Below are 17,248 nucleotides of genomic sequence, written 5' to 3' on the forward strand. Positions count from 1 at the left end.
GCTAGGCAGGAACGATGTTCACCAGTTTAGGGGCCCGCACGATCACGGTGCGGATACCGCGGCCGTCCAGGGCACGCTGGACGTTCTCCGAAGCCAGCGCAAGTTCCCGGAGGGCGTCTTCGGTGATGTCCGGAGAAACGTCCAAGCGGTCGCGAACCTTGCCTTGTACCTGGACCACAGCAGTCACGGTGTCCTGAACCAGCAGAGCGTCGTCATGCTTGGGCCAGCCTGCATTGGCAACTGATGCCGGGTGGCCCAGCGTGTTCCACAGGTCCTCGGCTGTGTACGGAGCGAACAGGCTCAGGATGACCGCAACGGCCTCCACTGCTTCGCGTACAGCCGGATCGGCAGCGCCGGCACCGGAGTCAATGGTCTTGCGGGTCGCATTGACCAGCTCCATGAGGCGGGCCACGACCACGTTGAACTTGTTGTTGTCCAACAGTTCGGCGGCGTCGGCGATGGTTTTGTGCGTCACCGTACGCAGGGCGCGGTCACCGCTGGCCGGGTCAACGCCGGGCTCGCTGCTGACATCCTGGCCGAGCCGCCAGGCACGCGCCAGGAACTTGGCAGAGCCCGACGGCGACACGTCCGCCCAGTCGACGTCGTCTTCCGGTGGGGAGGCGAAGACCATGGTGAGGCGGACGGCGTCGACGCCGAACTTATCCAGCTGTTCGCCCAGGTCCACGCCGTTGCCGAGCGACTTGCTCATGGCCTTGCCGCCGTTGAGCACCTGGCCCTGGTTGAGCAGCGCGGAGAACGGCTCGTTGGCTTCGATCAGCCCAATGTCTTTGATGACCTTGGTGAAGAAACGCGCGTAGAGCAGGTGCAGGATGGCGTGTTCGACGCCGCCTACGTACTGGCCTACCGGCATCCAATCGTTGATCTTGTCCGGATCGAATGGTCCCTCGGTGTAGTCAGGCGAGACGAACCGCAGGAAGTACCAGGACGAGTCGACGAAAGTATCCATGGTGTCGGTGTCACGCTGCGCGGCACGGCCGCAGTTGGGGCAATCGACGTTGACCCACTCGACGGCGGCGGCCAGCGGCGACGTGCCCTTGGGCGACAGTGCCTCACCGCGCAGGTTGTCCGGCAGCCTTACCGGCAGCTGATCATCGGGAACGGGAACTTCGCCGCATTCCCCGCAGTGGATGATGGGGATCGGCGTACCCCAGAAGCGTTGGCGGCTCAGCAGCCAGTCACGCAGGCGGAAGTTCACGAACTTCTCGCCGGTTCCCAGCTTCTCCAGGATGCTGATCGCTGCCGGGATGGCTTCAGACTTTGACAGGCCATCGAGCTCGCCGGAGTTCTTCAGGGTGCCCTCGCCGGCAGTGGCTACTCCGGTCTCCGAGGGGTCCTCGTCACCGGTGTCCAGCACGGCCCGGACGGGCAGGTCGAAGGCCTTCGCGAAGTCGAGGTCGCGCTGGTCGTGCGCAGGGACGGCCATGATGGCGCCGGTGCCGTAGTCAGCCAGGACGTAGTCGGCAGCCCATACGGGCAGCTTCTCGCCGTTGAGTGGGTTGATGGCGTAACGGCCGGTGAAGACGCCGGTCTTCTCCCGTTCTGTGGACTGGCGTTCGATTTCCGACAGCGCCTTGACCTTCTCGCGGTAGGCCATGAGTTCGTCGTGATGTTCCGGTGTCACCAGGTCCAGTGCCAGGTGCGCGTCAGCGGCAACGACGAAGAACGTTGCACCGTAGAGGGTGTCCGGACGCGTGGTGAAAACGGTAACTTCACGTTCCGCGCGATCTTCAGTGGCTTCGATGACGAACCGGACGTGCGCGCCTTCTGAACGGCCGATCCAGTTGCGCTGCATGGCCAGGACACGCTCGGGCCAGTGTCCCTGCAATTGGTCCATGTCCTGCAGCAGGCGGTCTGCGTAATCGGTGATCTTGAAGTACCACTGGTTCAGGGACTTCTTGGTGACTGGCGTGCCGCAGCGTTCGCAGGCACCGTTGACGACCTGTTCGTTGGCCAGGACGGTGAGGTCCTTTGGGCACCAGTTGACGGGCGAGTCCTTGCGGTAGGCCAGGCCACGCTCGTAGAACCGCTTGAACAGCCACTGTGTCCAGCGGTAGTACTCGGGGTCGGAGGTGTGGAGGCGGCGCGACCAGTCGGCCGAGATGGCATAACGCTTGAAGGACGCAGCCTGCGTGTCGATGTTCGCGTAGGTCCACTCGCTGGGGTGCGCGTTGCGCTTGATGGCAGCGTTTTCGGCGGGCAGGCCGAAGGAGTCCCACCCGATGGGGTGCAGGACGTCGAAGCCTTTCTGGCGCAGGTAACGTGCTACGACGTCGCCCATGGCGAATGCTTCGGCGTGACCCATGTGAAGGTCGCCGGAAGGGTAGGGGAACATGTCCAGCACGTAGCGGCGTTCCCGCGAGCCGTCGTCGGCAGGCGTGAAGACCTTGAGGTCTTCCCAGACCTGCGGCCATTTGGCTTCCATCGCAGCGAAGCTGTAGACGCCTTCTTCAGGCACCTCGGCTGCGGCTGTCTGTGCTGTTCCGGTCTCTGTCTCCGGCTGAACGCTCACTGCTGCCCTCTTCTGTTCTCGATGGCGGTTTTGCCTCCTGCTGCGGTCCCGGATAGCCCCGGACACACAAAAGCCCCTCAACAATGGAGGGGCGGCCGCACGGCTGTTAAAGCCGGGCGGCTAGCTAAGCAGAAGGATCTCACGCATACCAATACCTTACCCCACCAAACCCATGGGCTGGGTGTAAGGGGGCCGGACGCCAAAAGAGGTTCCGGGGACTCCCCGCCATGGTGTGGTGGGCACCGCGAAGCGGGCGGGCGGGAGTCCCCGGAACCTCTGTCAGGAGAAGGCTACTTTACGTCCTCGTCGACCCAATCCATGGACTTGGTCACTGCCTTCTTCCAGAGCCGCAACTGGCGCTCCTGCTCTTCGGCGGGCAGCTGCGGCTCCCAACGCTTGTCCTCGCCCCAGTTTGCGCTGAGCTCGCCGAGGTCGTTCCAGAAACCGACTGCCAGGCCAGCCGCGTAGGCGGCACCGAGGGCCGTTGTTTCCACGACCTTCGGACGGACCACGGGCACGCCGAGGATGTCTGCCTGGAACTGCATGAGGGCATCGTTGGCGACCATGCCGCCGTCGACCTTCAACTCGGTGAGCGGGACGCCCGAGTCCGCGTTGACGGCGTCGAGCACCTCGCGGGTCTGGAACGCTGTGGCTTCCAGGGCTGCGCGGGCGATGTGGCCCTTGTTGGCGAAACGCGTCAGGCCTACGATCGCGCCGCGGGCGTCTGCCCGCCAGTAGGGTGCAAAGAGGCCGGAGAACGCGGGGACGATGTATACGCCACCGTTGTCTTCCACTGCAGCGGCGAGTTCCTCGACCTCCGGGGCTGAACTGATCATGCCCAGGTTGTCGCGGAGCCACTGGATCAAGGAGCCCGTGACGGCGATGGAGCCTTCCAGGGCGTAGTGCGGCTTGTTGTCGCCCAGCTTGTAGCCGAGGGTGGTGAGCAGGCCGTTCTTGGAGTGGACGATTTCCTCGCCGGTGTTGAAGATCAGGAAGCAACCGGTGCCGTAGGTGTTCTTCGCTTCGCCGGCTTGGAAGGCCGCCTGGCCGAAGGTTGCTGCCTGCTGGTCGCCGAGGATGCCCGCAACCGGGGTTTCGCGCAGCAGCTGCGAGGTGTGGACGTGCCCATAGACCTCGGAGGAGGACTTAATGGTGGGCATCATGGATGCCGGGACACCGAAGATGTCCAGGATCTCCTGGTCCCACTGCAGGGTTTCGAGGTCCATGAACATGGTGCGTGAAGCGTTGGTGACATCGGTGACGTGAACACCACCGTCTACGCCGCCGGTGAGGTTCCACAGAACCCAGGCGTCGGTGTTGCCGAAGAGGAGGTCTCCCGCTTCGGCACGTTCACGGGCACCGTCGACGTTGTCCAGGATCCATTTGATCTTGGTGCCGGAGAAGTAGGTGGCCAATGGCAGGCCGACCTTCTGCTTGAAGCGCTCCGGTCCCCCGTCCTTGCCGAGTTCGTCGACGATGGACTGGGTACGCGTGTCCTGCCAGACGATGGCGTTGTAGACCGGCTCGCCGGTGTTCTTGTCCCAGACCACTGCGGTTTCGCGCTGGTTGGTGATGCCGACGGCGGCGATATCGTGCCGCGTCAGGTTCGCCTTGGACAGCGCGGAGCCGATGACCTCGCGGGTGTTGTTCCAGATCTCGGCGGCGTTGTGCTCCACCCAGCCGGCCTGCGGGAAGATCTGCTCGTGCTCCATCTGGCCGGTGGACACGATGTTGCCCGAGTGGTCGAATACGATTGCCCGGGAGCTGGTGGTGCCCTGGTCAATGGCGATGACGTATTGGTTCATGGTGACGTCCTTGTCTGTTGTTGGTTACTCAGTGGCGTTGTGAGGGTGTGCGGAGTGTGCGTCGATCGAAAGCGTTTTAGCCGGCAATGGCGGGCATGATGTCCGGGACCCAGAGGGCCACGAGCCCGGCAAGTGCGCCACCGACCAGCGGTCCGACGACGGGAATCCAGGAGTAGGCCCAGTCGCTCGAGCCCTTGCCCCTGATGGGCAGGACGGCGTGTGCGATGCGGGGGCCAAGGTCACGTGCAGGGTTGATGGCGTAGCCGGTGGGACCACCCAGGGATACACCGATACCAACAACAAGCAGTGCTACGGCCAGCGGGCCGAGGCCGGAAGGTGTGCCGCCGAAGGTCAGGATGACGAAGACCAGGACGAACGTGCCAATGATTTCGGTGATGAGGTTCCACGGGGTGGAGCGGATGGCCGGGCCGGTGGAGAAGGTTCCCAGCTTGTTCGCTGCCAGGGGCTCATCATCGAAGTGCTGCTTGTAAGCGAGCCAGCAGACAACGGCACCCAGGAAGGCGCCCAGCAGTTCGCCACCGAAGTACGTCAGGGTCGAGCCGAAGGTCACTGCCACATCCGGGGCGTACTCTTTGCTGCCTTTGACCAGCAGGCCCAGGGTGACGGCCGGGTTCAGGTGCGCACCGGACTTTGCGGCCACGAAAACGCCCGCGAAGACCGCAATACCCCAGCCCCACGTCACCATTAAGAATCCACCGTTGTTGCCCTTGGTGCCTTTGAGCGCAACGTTTGCCACGACACCGCAACCCAGCAGGGTCAGCATCATGGTTCCGAATACTTCGGAAAGGAAAACAATTCCAAGAGACATCTTTGACTCCTCATTTTTCTGTTGTCAGCCTCCTCGCGGGTGAGGGGGCTGTGTGGGGCGGTTCCGGTTTCCGGAACCGCCCCGATGGTGGTTTCAGGCCACCAAGCTGTGCACGTCAACCTTGTGGAACCGTTGCAGTACTTCTTGTGCGTGGCGGATTTCCGCTTCACGGGTGGCGGCGTCCCAACCAAGTGGCTCAGCAAGCGCAGCAGCGATCTCGTTAAGCAGCTCCCCTGTTACCAGGCCGCGGAACGCGAGGGATGTCCGGCGGATCAGGACGTCCACCAGGTGCCCGATCTGCTCGTGCTCGGCCATGAAAGCCAACTCGCGGACACTCAGTTCGCGAGTGGACCGCAACGGTGTGTCGTGTCCGGCATTCAGGTAGTCGATGACGGCGTCGGCACGTGTTCCGTAGCGGGTCAGCAGGACAGCGACGCGGTCAGCGTCCAGGCCCGGCCCCATGTGCTTCTTGATCCATTCCTGTTCACCCTGCTCGGTGGCCGGGAACCCGGCACCGCCACCGATGGCGAGTTTCGCCGTCGAGACTTTGCGTTCCATGCCCAGTTCGCGAAGGACGTCATTGGTCATGTGCTCTGCAAGGGCGCGGAATGTGGTCCACTTTCCGCCGACCAGGCTAAGTACGACGGCGGCCTTACCGCCCGGCGTTGTCACAGCGTCGCTGCCCGTGCGGACGCTGCGTTCGATCCTGTAGTCGCGCGAGACGAACCCGGGCTGCGTGGCGTCGTGGCGTGGCAGCGGGCGGACGCCGGCGAAGCTGTACACGATCTGTTCGCGTTCGACCTTGATGGTGGGGAACACGTGGCCCACGAGGTCGAAGAAGTAGTCGATCTCTTCTTCGGTGCACACTGCGTCTTCTGACATGTCCGCATCCACGTCCGTGGTTCCGACCAGCACACGGTCTCCCATGGGGTAGATCAGGACGATGCGGCCATCGGTGTGTTCAAAGAAGATCTCCCTCCCATTGCAGGCGGCGAGCAGTTCGGGGTGGTCCAGGACAATGTGGGATCCCTTGGTGCCGCCCATGAATTTGCTGACCGCACCCATGGCCTGGTTGGTGAGGTCCACCCATGCGCCTGTGGTGTTGACGATGACGTCGGCCTGGAAGTCGAACTCCTTGCCGGTCAGTTCGTCGCGGAGCCGCACTCCGTCCGTGCCCACGGAAACGAGCGAGACGTAGTTGCTGGCGCGGGCGCTTCCACCGGGGAGCCCGCCACCACGGCCGGCCTTTTCGCCATCCTGGAGGACGTCCAGGGTCAGGCGTTCGGGGTTGTGCACGGATGCGTCGAAGTACGTTGCAGCGTACTTGATGCCGGAGTGCAGCTTGGGAAGTTCGGCGAGGGCCTTGGTGCGGCCGCGGAACTGGTGCCGCGGAACACTTCCACCGTCGCGGGAGAAGAAGTCGTACATGCTCAGGCCCACCTTGATGAGGAACGCACCACGTTCCTTCGGCTTGCCCTGCTTGTGGGTCAGGAAGCGCATGGGGGCGGAGAGGATTCCGGAGAAGGTGCTGAAGATCGGGATGGTTGTCTGCAGCGGTTTGACGTAGTGCGGTGCGATCCGCAGGAGCCGGTTTCGCTCCACTACCGATTCCTGGACAAGGCGGAACTCGCCGTTTTCGAGGTAACGGATGCCACCGTGGATCATGTGGGACGAGGCGCCGCTGGCACCCTGGCAGTAATCGCCACGTTCAACAAGTGCCACATCGACGCCTTGCAGGGCGAGGTCGCGGAACGTTCCGACACCATTGATGCCACCGCCGATGATGAGTACCTTCGCCGAGGGCCTCTCCTGCAATGCGACGACGGAGTCGCGCTGCTGTGCGTGCTGTGAGGTACCGGAGATCCTGTTGTGTCCCAAAACTGCTCCCTTGGGCTTGGTTCGTGCGCCGCGCCACTCGCTGCTGCACCGTTCACCACTAATCTTGCGAAGGTGGAAAATGGAGTCAAGCTATTTGCACAAACGTGCAGTAAGGAAATGAGATGGCACGATCACGTCACTCGGATGCGCTCCGGGCTGCACAAATGTATTACCTGCAGGACCTGACCATGGATGCGATTGCCCGCGAGCTGCGGACCTCCCGTTCCACGGTGTCGCGGCTGCTGTCCTCGGCGCGGGAAACGGGCCTCGTGCAGGTCCAGATCCGCAGCCCCTTCGACACGGGCCCGGAGCTGGAAAGCCAGATCAGGAACCAATACGGAGTGGACGTTCACGTCGTCCCGGTCCTGGACACCCTCAACGAAGCCGAGACGTTGGACCGTGTTGCCATGCAGGCAGCACGAACCATTGGCCCCCTGGTGGATTCGAATGCCATCATCGGCGTGGCCTGGGGTGCGACCCTCAGTGCCGTCAGCCGCCACCTGACCCGTAAGGTGACGCACGACAGCATCGTGGTCCAACTCAACGGGGCGGGCAACATGCAAACCACGGGCATTACGTACGCCAGCGACATCATGAGACGCTTCGGCAGCGCCTACGGGGCACGGGTGGAACAGTTCCCGGTGCCGGCGTTCTTCGATCACGCGTCCACCAAGACGGCGATGTGGAATGAACGCAGCGTTCAACGCATCCTCGACTTGCAGGCGCGAATGAGTATTGCGATATTCGGCGTAGGCTCAGTCGATTCCGATTACCCCAGCCACGTCTACGCCGGCGGATACCTCGACGAACACGACCTCAGCATGCTGGCTGCCGACGACGTTGTAGGTGACGTGGCGACGGTGTTCTTCCGGAGCGACGGTTCCTCCGACGGCATCACCTTGAACGAAAGATCCACGGGGCCGAGCCACGAGCAGCTCCGTCAGGTCAGGCGCCGGATATGCGTCGTGTCCGGCGCTTCCAAGATCAACGGACTACAGGGTGCCCTGGCGGCAGGACTGGCCACGGACCTTATCCTGGACGAGGCGTCCGCTCGACGCTTGGTGAGTTTCAACGGCCATGCCTGAAGAAATCGCGTCCGGACTGGGTAGAGTCGTTGCTATGAGATCCTCATCCAAGCTGACATCGGGCCGGCTGGCACTTAACAACGGCGTACAGATGGAACGACTGGGATTCGGACTCTACAAGGTTCCGCCCCATGACGCTGACACACTGGTGGCCACGGCCCTCGGGGAAGGGTACAGGCGCTTCGACACTGCCGCTATGTACGGCAACGAGGTAGGCGTCGGCCGGGGAATTGGGGCAGCCATCGGCGATGCCGCTGCAGCCCGCAGTGCCACTGGCGGTTCCGGAGAAGCCGTACATGGCCTCTCCCGGGAAGACCTGTTCGTCACAACCAAAGTCTGGAACGATGACCAAGGCTACGACTCGACGCTCAGGGCCTTCGACACCTCCATCTCGAACCTGGGGCTGGACTACGTGGACCTTTACCTGATCCATTGGCCCTGCGCCGGCCGCGGGTTGTTTACCGAGACCTACAAAGCGATGGAAACCCTGTACCGCGAAGGCAAAGTCCGGGCCATTGGCGTATCCAACTTCCAACCCGGACACCTTGAAGAACTTATGGACAAGGCAGAAGTTGTTCCGGCGGTCAACCAGATCGAGCTGCACCCGTGGCTGCAGCAGACCAGGCTCAGGACCCTGCATGAACAGCTGGGGATCGCCACGGAGGCCTGGAGCCCACTGGGTCGCGGGCAGGTCCTGGCCGACCCCGCCATTGTTTCCCTGGCGGAAAAATATCACCGGACCCCGGCACAGATCATTCTCCGCTGGCACCTCCAGCTGGGAAACCTGGTCATCCCGAAGGCAAGTTCTCCTGGCCGGATCAAGGAGAACATTGCCGTCTTCGACTTTGAACTGGACACCGCCGACATCGAACGCATGGCAGAACTCGAGCGCCACCACCGGACGGGTTCGCACCCGGACAACGTGAACTAGGACTATCCGTATGGAAAAAGTGGACACCTCGCAATCGCCTGACGGTGCCCAGGCCCCTGACAAGTTCTTCAGCGCGTCCTTGCCCGGGCGGACACACGCCTCGGACGTCGATGTGGACGGAAGCAATATCGCGTATTGGACCTATGAGCCCGTGTCCGCCACCGCTGCAACCCGCACCATCCTGGTCATCCACGGTTTCCGGGGCGACCACCACGGGCTGCTTCGCGTCGCCGACCAGCTCCCCGAAATGCGCATCATCATGCCTGACCTGCCGGCCTTCGGCAGCTCGGAACCCTTCGTTGGCGACGAGCACAGCGTGGAACGCTACGGCCGGTTCATCTCCAGCTTCATGGCAGCGGTCGGCCTCGGCCCCAAGACAGTACTGCTGGGGCACTCCTTCGGTTCCATCGTGGCCAGCCACTTCGCAGCAGCGCACCCGGGATCCATCTACCCCCTGATTCTGGTCAACCCCATTGCCGCGCCGGCACTTGAAGGCCCCAAAGGCATCATGACCAAACTGGCTGTGTTGTACTACCAACTCTCGGCAAGGCTCCCCCGCCCCCTGGGGCTGGCCGTACTCCGCAACCGGGCGATCGTACGCATCATGAGCATCACCATGGCCAAAACCAAGGACAAGAACCTGCGCCGGTTCATCCACGCACAGCATGACGCCTATTTCAGTGCCTTCGCCGACCGGAACAGCCTGCTCGAATCCTTCAAGGCCTCGGTCTCAGGCAACGTAGCAGAGGTCGCCGAACGGCTGGCCCTCCCGGTTCTCCTCATCGCCGGCGAGAAAGATGAGATCGCCACCCTTCCCAACCAGCACAAACTGATGAAGCGCCTGCCCGACGGAACGCTGGAAGTGATTCCCGACGTCGGGCACCTCATCCATTACGAGACACCGGCCCCGGCCGCAGCAGCCATCCGCACCTTCCTGGAGGAACATCCCGCGTGAAAATCGTCATCGACGCCCGCTTTACCCGAACGGACCACCACGATGGCATCAGCCGCTACGGTTCCAGCCTCATAGCAGCTACATCGAAGATCGCAGACGTGACCATGCTGATCAGCGACAAGCGCCAGCTTGCCCTGCTGCCGGATGTTCCCTACGTGCTGATCAACAGCCCCCTCTCCCCACTGGAGCTGTTTGTTGCCCGCAAAGTCAATCCGCTGGGCGCAGACGTCGTAGTCTGCCCCATGCAAACCATGGGTACCCTGGGGCGGCGGTATGGCCTGGTCCTGACATTGCATGACCTCATCTACTACGAGCACCCCACGCCCCCCGGTTTCCTCCCGGCTCCCGTCCGATTGCTGTGGCGGCTCTACCACAAGGCATTTTGGCCGCAGCGCCTCCTGCTGAACCGTGCCGACATTGTGGCCACCATCAGCCAGACGACCCGCGCCCTCATGGCCAAGTACGCACTGACGCAACGGCCGGTGCGCATCGTCGGCAACGCACCCCAACCCGGCCAGACACCCCGCGATCCTGCTGCGGGCGCTGACAAGACGCTGCTGTACATGGGGTCGTTCATGCCGTACAAGAACGTGGAAACGATGATCCGGGGCATGGCCGGGCTGCCGGACTTCACACTGCACCTGCTCAGCCGGATCACTCCGGAACGCAAAGCGGAACTGGAAGCGATGGTTCCGCAAGGAGCCAAGGTGGAGTTCCACAACGGCGTCACGGACGCCCAATACGACGAACTCCTTCTGCGGGCCACCGCGCTTATCAGCCTTTCCCGTGCAGAGGGTTATGGCTTGCCGCTGGTGGAGGCCATGGCGCTGGGAACGCCCGTGATCGCCAGCGACATCCCGATTTTCCGTGAAGTAGGCGGCGATGCCGTGAGCTACGTGAACCCGGATTCTGCTTCTGAATTCGCAGCCGCCGTCACGGCCTTGGCTGAGGATTCCCTCTGGCAGGAGCGCTCCGTGCGGTCAGTGGAGCGTGCGGCAGAATTCAACTGGGACGAGTCGGCACAGCAACTCCTTGCAGCAGCCGAGGAAGTAGTGGCCCTGCGGAAACGCAAAGGCTGACGCGCCGGCTAAAGTACGTCCACGCCGTCCAGACGGACTTGCACAGGGCCGGACGTGCGCTTGGCGGCGCTGGCGGCCTTCACGGCGCGCATGGCACGGGTTGCCGCGGCTGCGTCCGCGTAGGGAATGAAGTAAAGCGTCCTGACATCGGCATCATCCGCTGGTGACTGCGTGGTTCCTGTGAGCGCCTGAAGGGGCGCCGGCCCGGCGCTGCGGAGTTTGGTGCCCGACGGCAGCGCTGCACTGGCCTCGAAGGCCTGCGAAAAGTGTCCGACCTCGGCCCTCCCGCCGGTGATGGAGGCTACCCGTACCGCTGGGGGCAACTGCAGTTCCTTTCGCAGTGCCAGCTCGCGCGAAGCGTATCCCGGGCCGTCCCAACGCAGCAACGCACCGGTCGCGGCGGTATCGTCTGCCGTGATCACCACAAGTCCGCCCTGGCTTGCGGGCTTGACCAGCGCGGCAGCGTTGAACCAGCGCCTGACAGTGTCCTCGCCTGCCCGGAGGTTCTCGCGCCGGAGCAACGAGTTTCCGTCCAGCAGCAAGGCCGCAGCGTAGCCGTGGGCAGCCACGGGCTCAGCCCCGACAGTTGCCACTACCAGGGCCGGAGCATCAGGCACCGTCGCTTTGATGTGCTCACCCGAGGAAGTCACCACCGCCTTGCCCGGGAAGGCCCTCCCCAGTTCCTCCGCCGTCCGCATCACACCCGCAGCGCCTCGCCGGAGACGGGTTCCGCTGCAATGGCTACAGCGCCATTGAGGTGCCGGCGTCGAGCACCAGCGGCACGCAGGAATGGCCGATCCGCTGGCTACCGCCAACGGCCCTTGGCAGGCGTTGCAGCGGGCAAGTTCACGGCACGTCTCGCACACCAACGACGGTGCATAGCCGGCCCGGGCAACCTGCACCAGGACCGGACCCCGCTCGAGGCCTTCCTTCGCCGCGCGCCACGCGGCCCCGGGCAGGCGGGCAACGCGTGCCAGGGGATCTCGTTCCTGCTCAAAACTGTCAGCCGTGTTGAGCACCCGGGGAACCGTCGAACGGACCACGGATCGTGGTGCCTCAATGGGTACCGCCCACTGCATCTCGACGAGGCGTTGAAGTTCTGTGCTGCGGCTGTGCGATGCCAGGAGGCAGGCGGCAGCCTCCTGTTCGGCACGCAGCAGCAGGACCTCCCGGGTATGCGCGTAGGGTGTCCGTTGTTCGATGTGGAGGTCATCGCCGTCATCCCAGCACACCACAAGGCCCAGATTCTGCACAGGGGCGTAGGCGGCTGAACGCGTGCCTATTGCCACTCCAGCGGAACCAGTCAGCAGCCGAAGGAAGTTCCGGTAGCGGGGCGTCTGGCCGTCGTCCGCGGTGAGCCGGGCGACGTCCGACTGAGGCAAGACATTTTCCAGCGCCGCTTCAACCCGTTCCAGGTCCCGATAGTCGGGTACGACCACCACGGCGCCCCGGCCCGAGGAGCGGACAGCCGCGACCGCGGAAGCGACAAGAGCCGGCCATCCGTTGGGGCCGAATCCCTGCAAGGCGGTCAGGACAGCCTTGGGTGTACCGCCACCGGACAAGTGCTGCACGTACGCTGCACCGTTGGAGTAAGCCCTCCAGCCATCGGGCGGACTGGAACCCAGCTCAGGCGTACCGGCAGCAACCAGCTCGCCGGCGAGCAATTCTTTCTCCACTTTGGCGACCCTGGGCGGGACAGCAGTCCGGAGGACGTCGCTGAGCGTACCTGCATACCGGGAAGCGACACTAGCAGCCAGCTCCGCGATGGCAGGAGTCAGGACGGCCACCGGGGAGACGACTTTGTGGAGGGTCGCCAGGGAATGGGAACCCTCCGAATCCGCGCGGCGCTCTACGATGTAGCCGTTCAGCTCCTGGCCATTGAACTTGACCTTGACGCGAACGCCGGGAACAGCCACGTCAGCAAGTTCCGCGGGCACGCTGTAGTCGAATGGCCTGTCCAAATGTGGCAACGAAGATTCAAGCACTACCCGCGCCACGGGGTTCTCCGCGGCGAGGGGCGGCCCGTTGACAGCTGCCCGCTCTGGAAAACCCTGCAGCAGTGAAGGCTGCAGCAACGACGGCTGGGCTTCGAATCCTGCCATGCACTTCACCTCCACCTCACCATTGGACATCCACGAATATCGTCAACGCAGAATGCCCGCAGCGGGATGTGACCCGCTGCGGGCATCTCTCTGGCTTCAGCAAACCATGGGGCACCGACAAAGTTGTAACCCGTGGCCCAGGCCGCGCAAAAGCAAAAGGATCAGGCGTTGAAGTATTCCTTCAGGTCATCAACCCGGTCCAGCCGCTCCCACGTGAAGTCGGGGTCATCGCGGCCAAAGTGGCCGTGCGCCGCCGTCTTGGCGTAAATGGGGCGCTTCAGGTCAAGGGCGTCAATGATGGCCCGGGGACGCAGGTCGAAGAGTTCCGTGATGGCCTCGCTGATACGGGCCGGGTCAACCGTCTCCGTGCCGAACGTCTCAACGTAGGTTCCAACGGGGCGGGCCTGGCCGATGGCGTAGGCGATCTGGATCTCGGCACGCTTGGCCAGTCCTGCGGCGACAACGTTCTTGGCGACCCATCGCATGGCGTACGCAGCCGAGCGGTCCACCTTGGACGGATCCTTGCCGGAGAACGCTCCACCACCGTGCCGGGAGAATCCGCCGTACGTATCAACGATGATTTTGCGGCCGGTAAGGCCGGCGTCTCCTACCGGGCCGCCGATCACGAAGGCACCGGCGGGGTTCAGGATGTTGGCAGTGTGCGCGATATCCAGGTTGGACGCGGACAACACGGGGTCGATCACGTAGCTGGCGAGATCCGCACGGAGCTGCTCCAGGCTCGCTTCCTCGGCATGCTGGCTGGAGATGACCACTGTTTCCACGGACACGGGCCGGTCGCCGTCGTAACCTACCGTGACCTGGGTCTTGCCGTCGGGGCGGAGATACGCGAGCTCGCCGTTCTTGCGGACTTCGGTGAGGCGTTCCGAGAGGCGGTGTGCCAGCCAGATGGGAGTAGGCATGTAGGAGGCGGTCTCGTCGCTGGCGTAGCCAAACATGATGCCCTGGTCGCCGGCGCCCTGGAGGTCGTAATCGTCTTCCTGGCGGCCTTCGCGGGCCTCAAGCGAGTTGAAGACGCCACCGGCGATGTCGTTGGACTGTTGGCCGATGGAGACGGAGACACCGCAGCGGGCGCCGTCGAAGCCGTTGGCCGAGGAGTCGTATCCGATACCGAGAATGGTTTCGCGTACGATCTGCGGGATCTCGACGTAAGCGTCAGTGGTGACCTCACCGGCCACGTGGACCAGGCCGGTGGTGGCCATGGTCTCCACGGCAACGCGGGATTCAGGATCCGCGGCCAGCAACGCGTCAAGAATGGAGTCGCTGATCTGGTCGCAGATCTTGTCCGGGTGCCCTTCGGTGACCGACTCTGAGGTGAAGAGCCGGAGCTTGGACGGGGTGCCATGGTGTTCATGGTGCAGCGGTAAAGTCACTCGTCCACCTTACTGGGTTGCGGGACAGCGGAAACTTCCGTGTGTCCCTTTGCTAAGAATTCGGGTGTGGGTTCGGTTACACAGCGGGAAAAACCCGTGCAAGCTCGGCGCCCACCCGGTCGATCACGGCGGCCGCAACGTCGGCCTTGGAGCCTGCGGCGGACTCCGGTTCTGCCCCGTGGCCTGAAAGGATGACGACGGAGTTGTCGTCCTGGCCAAACACACGGCCGATGCCAACATGGTTGACTACCAGGAGGTCGCAGCCCTTGCGCTTGAGCTTGGCTGTGGCGTGCTCCAGGACGTCTCGTTGGGCATCGCCCGTTTCGGCCGCGAAGCCCACGATCAGTTGCTTGCCACCTTCGGCATTCCGCCGTTCAACGAGCTCGTGCAGGATATCCGGGTTCCGGACCAGGTGCACCAACGGTGCGTCCTCGCCGTCGACCTTCTTAATCTTGGTGTCTGAAACTTCCGCCGGACGGAAGTCCGCCACAGCCGCCGCCATAATAACGACGTCGGAATCGGCCGCCGCTTTCAGCGCCGCTTCCCGCAACTCCAAGGCAGACTCAACGCGGACAAGCTCGACGCCGGCCGGCGGCTCGACGTCCATATGGGCCGCAAGGAAACGGACAGTGGCTCCGGCGGACAGCGCGGCAGCGGCCAGGGCCGCGCCTTGCTTTCCCGATGAGCGGTTGCCCAGGAAGCGCACCGGATCCAAGGCTTCCCTGGTTCCGCCGGCGGAGATGGTCACGACGCGTCCGGCAAGGACACCGGACTGGCTGCCCTGTACCGGCGAGGATTCCGTGCCGGCAAGGGCCATGGCAGCAGCGAAGATCGCTTCAGGTTCCGGCAGGCGGCCCGGGCCCGAGTCCGCGCCGGTAAGGCGCCCGGAGGCAGGCTCAAGGACTGTGACGCCGCGGCTGCGCAACGTCTCCACGTTGGCCTGGGTTGCGGCGTGTTGCCACATTTCCGTGTGCATGGCCGGAGCAAAGAGGACAGGCCCGTGGGCCATGAGGAGCGTGTTGGTAAGGAGGTCGCCCGCCTGTCCGGTGGCTGCCTTGGCCAGGAGGTCGGCCGTGGCTGGAGCCACGACGATCAGGTCAGCCTCATGTCCCAACCGGACATGGTTGACCTTCTCGACGTCGTCAAAGACGCTGTTGCTCACCGGATTGCCCGAGAGGGCCTCCCATGTAGCCACACCAACAAAGCGGGTGGCCGCTTCCGTGGGAATGACCGTCACCTTGTGACCGGCTTCAGTAAAAAGCCGGAGGAGCGATGCAACCTTGTAGGCTGCGATCCCTCCCCCGACTCCGAGGACTATGCGCACGTGACCTCCGTCAACAGGCAGTCTGTTTTATTCTGCGGGCTCGATCGGCGTGGAGACCAGGAGGCCTTCGTTGATCTCGCGCAGGGCGATCGAAAGCGACTTTTCGTTCAGCTTGGTGTCGACCAGCGGGCCAACGTACTCGAAGAGGCCCTCGTGAAGCTGGGCGTAGTACGCATTGATCTGGCGGGCACGCTTGGCGCCGAAGATCACCAGGCCGTACTTGGAATCGGCAGCCTCAAGCAGCGAATCGATCGGCGGGTTGATGATGCCTTCAAGGTTCGTGGACACGAATTCTCCAAATTCTAGCGGGCCAACAAATGCAGGCGCTTTAGCGCCCGTGCGGGGTAAGCCCCATGAGTGAAACAAGCTCGTCCGCTGCCCGGCGAACGTCGTCATTGATGACGGTGTGGTCAAACTCCGGTTCAGCAGCAAGTTCCAGTTTAGCGGTTTCCAGCCTGCGCTGCTGTTCCTCGGGGGTTTCGGTGCCCCGGCCCACCAGCCGACGCACCATTTCATCCCAGCTCGGCGGGGCCAGGAACACGAAATTGGCGTCAGGGACTGCCTCTTTCACCTGCCGGGCACCCTGCAGGTCGATCTCGAGCAACACCGACTTCCCTTCGGCAATCGCTGCATTCACCGTGCTGCGGAGGGTTCCGTACCGGTTGTGTCCGTGGACAACAGCCCATTCGAGAAGTTCACCCGCTGCAACCAGGTCATCAAATTCTTCAGCGGTCTTGAAGAAGTAGTGGACGCCGTCCTGCTCCCCCGGACGGGCGGCCCGGGTAGTTGCCGAAACTGAGAGCCAGACCTCCGGATAGTTGTCCCTGATGTAGGTTGAAACGGTTCCCTTGCCAACGGCAGTGGGGCCTGCAAGGACAGTCAGTCCAGGATTCTTGCTCACGGATTCCTTCGGGGAGATGCGTCAAACGCTTTGCTGGGTATCCATAAAATCTACCAGCGCCCGGGCCTGGTGAATTCCCAGCCCCCTGATCCGCCGGGATCCGGCGATTCCAATCTCCGCCATGATCCCGGCGGCCCTGACGGGTCCAATACCCGGCAGGGCCTCCAGCAATTCCACGACCCGCATGCGGGCTATCGCCTCATCGGTGGTGCCCGACGAGATCAGCTCGGCAATGCTCAGCTCACCGTGCTTGAGCCTTTCCTTGGCTGCCGCACGCACGGCACGTGCCTTGGCAGCCTTCTCAAGGGCATCGGAACGTTCCTGCGGTGTCAGCTCTTTAAGGCCCACTGCCAAACCCCTGTCAGATCGAGATTGTGATCCAGATCACGCGGACTGATCCTGAACCTACCGGCAGGGGCCCGGTTGCGCAATGCAGCC

At 63.4% G+C, this 17,248-nt stretch carries 14 protein-coding genes; 4 read left to right on the plus strand and 10 right to left on the minus strand.

Features of this window, described 5'->3' with window-relative positions; translation table 11 throughout:
* Window position 1 precedes the first annotated feature (1 nt).
* The 4 genes from leuS to QRM57_RS04650 form a co-directional block, all read right to left on the minus strand.
* Window positions 2–2,530: a leucine--tRNA ligase gene (gene leuS, locus QRM57_RS04635; protein WP_284985746.1), complete on the minus strand. Its 2,529-nt coding sequence runs from the start codon at window positions 2,528–2,530 to the stop codon at window positions 2–4.
* 290 nt (window positions 2,531–2,820) lie between these two features.
* A complete protein-coding gene (gene glpK / locus QRM57_RS04640; RefSeq protein WP_284985747.1) occupies window positions 2,821–4,335 on the minus strand; it encodes a glycerol kinase GlpK in 1,515 nt (504 codons plus the stop codon).
* 76 nt (window positions 4,336–4,411) lie between these two features.
* Window positions 4,412–5,164: an MIP/aquaporin family protein gene (locus QRM57_RS04645; RefSeq protein ID WP_235520729.1), complete on the minus strand. Its 753-nt coding sequence runs from the start codon at window positions 5,162–5,164 to the stop codon at window positions 4,412–4,414.
* A gap of 93 nt (window positions 5,165–5,257) precedes the next feature.
* A complete protein-coding gene (locus QRM57_RS04650; RefSeq protein ID WP_284985748.1) occupies window positions 5,258–7,042 on the minus strand; it encodes a glycerol-3-phosphate dehydrogenase/oxidase in 1,785 nt (594 codons plus the stop codon).
* 122 nt (window positions 7,043–7,164) lie between these two features.
* Here QRM57_RS04650 and QRM57_RS04655 point away from each other — a divergent pair, with 122 nt between their 5' ends.
* The 4 genes from QRM57_RS04655 to QRM57_RS04670 are packed head-to-tail and all read left to right on the plus strand — an operon-like array spanning window position 7,165 to window position 11,092.
* A complete protein-coding gene (locus tag QRM57_RS04655) occupies window positions 7,165–8,127 on the plus strand; it encodes a sugar-binding transcriptional regulator (RefSeq protein ID WP_284985749.1) in 963 nt (320 codons plus the stop codon).
* 34 nt (window positions 8,128–8,161) lie between these two features.
* On the plus strand, window positions 8,162–9,058 hold the full coding sequence (locus tag QRM57_RS04660) for an aldo/keto reductase (protein ID WP_284985751.1): 897 nt from the start codon (window positions 8,162–8,164) through the stop codon (window positions 9,056–9,058).
* A 10-nt stretch (window positions 9,059–9,068) separates the two neighbouring features.
* Window positions 9,069–10,013, plus strand: coding sequence for an alpha/beta fold hydrolase (locus QRM57_RS04665; protein WP_284985752.1), 945 nt, complete (start codon window positions 9,069–9,071; stop codon window positions 10,011–10,013).
* On the plus strand, window positions 10,010–11,092 hold the full coding sequence (locus QRM57_RS04670; RefSeq protein ID WP_284985753.1) for a glycosyltransferase family 4 protein: 1,083 nt from the start codon (window positions 10,010–10,012) through the stop codon (window positions 11,090–11,092). The genes QRM57_RS04665 and QRM57_RS04670 overlap by 4 nt, the downstream gene beginning before the upstream one ends.
* 8 nt (window positions 11,093–11,100) lie before the next feature.
* Here the strand turns inward: QRM57_RS04670 and QRM57_RS04675 are convergent, their stop codons facing one another.
* From QRM57_RS04675 to mihF, 6 genes are all read right to left on the minus strand, one after another.
* Window positions 11,101–13,194, minus strand: a complete 2,094-nt coding sequence (locus QRM57_RS04675) for a primosomal protein N' (protein ID WP_284985754.1) — start codon at window positions 13,192–13,194, stop codon at window positions 11,101–11,103.
* Between the two features lie 161 nt (window positions 13,195–13,355).
* Window positions 13,356–14,585 (minus strand): methionine adenosyltransferase, encoded by a 1,230-nt coding sequence (metK, locus tag QRM57_RS04680; protein WP_235520735.1) that lies wholly within the window; start codon window positions 14,583–14,585, stop codon window positions 13,356–13,358.
* 76 nt (window positions 14,586–14,661) lie between these two features.
* Window positions 14,662–15,909, minus strand: a complete 1,248-nt coding sequence (gene coaBC, locus QRM57_RS04685) for a bifunctional phosphopantothenoylcysteine decarboxylase/phosphopantothenate--cysteine ligase CoaBC (RefSeq protein ID WP_284985756.1) — start codon at window positions 15,907–15,909, stop codon at window positions 14,662–14,664.
* Window positions 15,910–15,936: 27 nt separating this feature from the next.
* A complete protein-coding gene (gene rpoZ, locus QRM57_RS04690) occupies window positions 15,937–16,197 on the minus strand; it encodes a DNA-directed RNA polymerase subunit omega (protein WP_017197559.1) in 261 nt (86 codons plus the stop codon).
* Window positions 16,198–16,237: 40 nt separating this feature from the next.
* Window positions 16,238–16,810: a guanylate kinase gene (gene gmk, locus QRM57_RS04695; RefSeq protein ID WP_257368010.1), complete on the minus strand. Its 573-nt coding sequence runs from the start codon at window positions 16,808–16,810 to the stop codon at window positions 16,238–16,240.
* Window positions 16,811–16,831: 21 nt separating this feature from the next.
* Entirely contained in the window at window positions 16,832–17,158 is a 327-nt protein-coding gene (mihF, locus tag QRM57_RS04700; RefSeq protein WP_284985757.1) for an integration host factor, actinobacterial type, read from the minus strand.
* Window positions 17,159–17,248: the final 90 nt, after the last annotated feature.

It is taken from the genome of Arthrobacter sp. fls2-241-R2A-172 (assembly GCF_030208885.1).
Lineage (GTDB): Bacteria > Actinomycetota > Actinomycetes > Actinomycetales > Micrococcaceae > Arthrobacter.

Excerpts from the sequence above, each read along its gene's own strand:
- QRM57_RS04675 (WP_284985754.1), bottom strand. The coding sequence starts at position 13,194 with ATGGCAGGATTCGAAGCCCAGCCGTCGTTGCTGCAGCCTTCACTGCTG.
- QRM57_RS04645 (WP_235520729.1), bottom strand. The coding sequence starts at position 5,164 with ATGTCTCTTGGAATTGTTTTCCTTTCCGAAGTATTCGGAACCATGATG.
- QRM57_RS04660 (WP_284985751.1), top strand. The coding sequence starts at position 8,162 with ATGAGATCCTCATCCAAGCTGACATCGGGCCGGCTGGCACTTAACAAC.
- QRM57_RS04655 (WP_284985749.1), top strand. The coding sequence starts at position 7,165 with ATGGCACGATCACGTCACTCGGATGCGCTCCGGGCTGCACAAATGTAT.
- glpK (WP_284985747.1), bottom strand. The coding sequence starts at position 4,335 with ATGAACCAATACGTCATCGCCATTGACCAGGGCACCACCAGCTCCCGG.
- QRM57_RS04665 (WP_284985752.1), top strand. The coding sequence starts at position 9,069 with ATGGAAAAAGTGGACACCTCGCAATCGCCTGACGGTGCCCAGGCCCCT.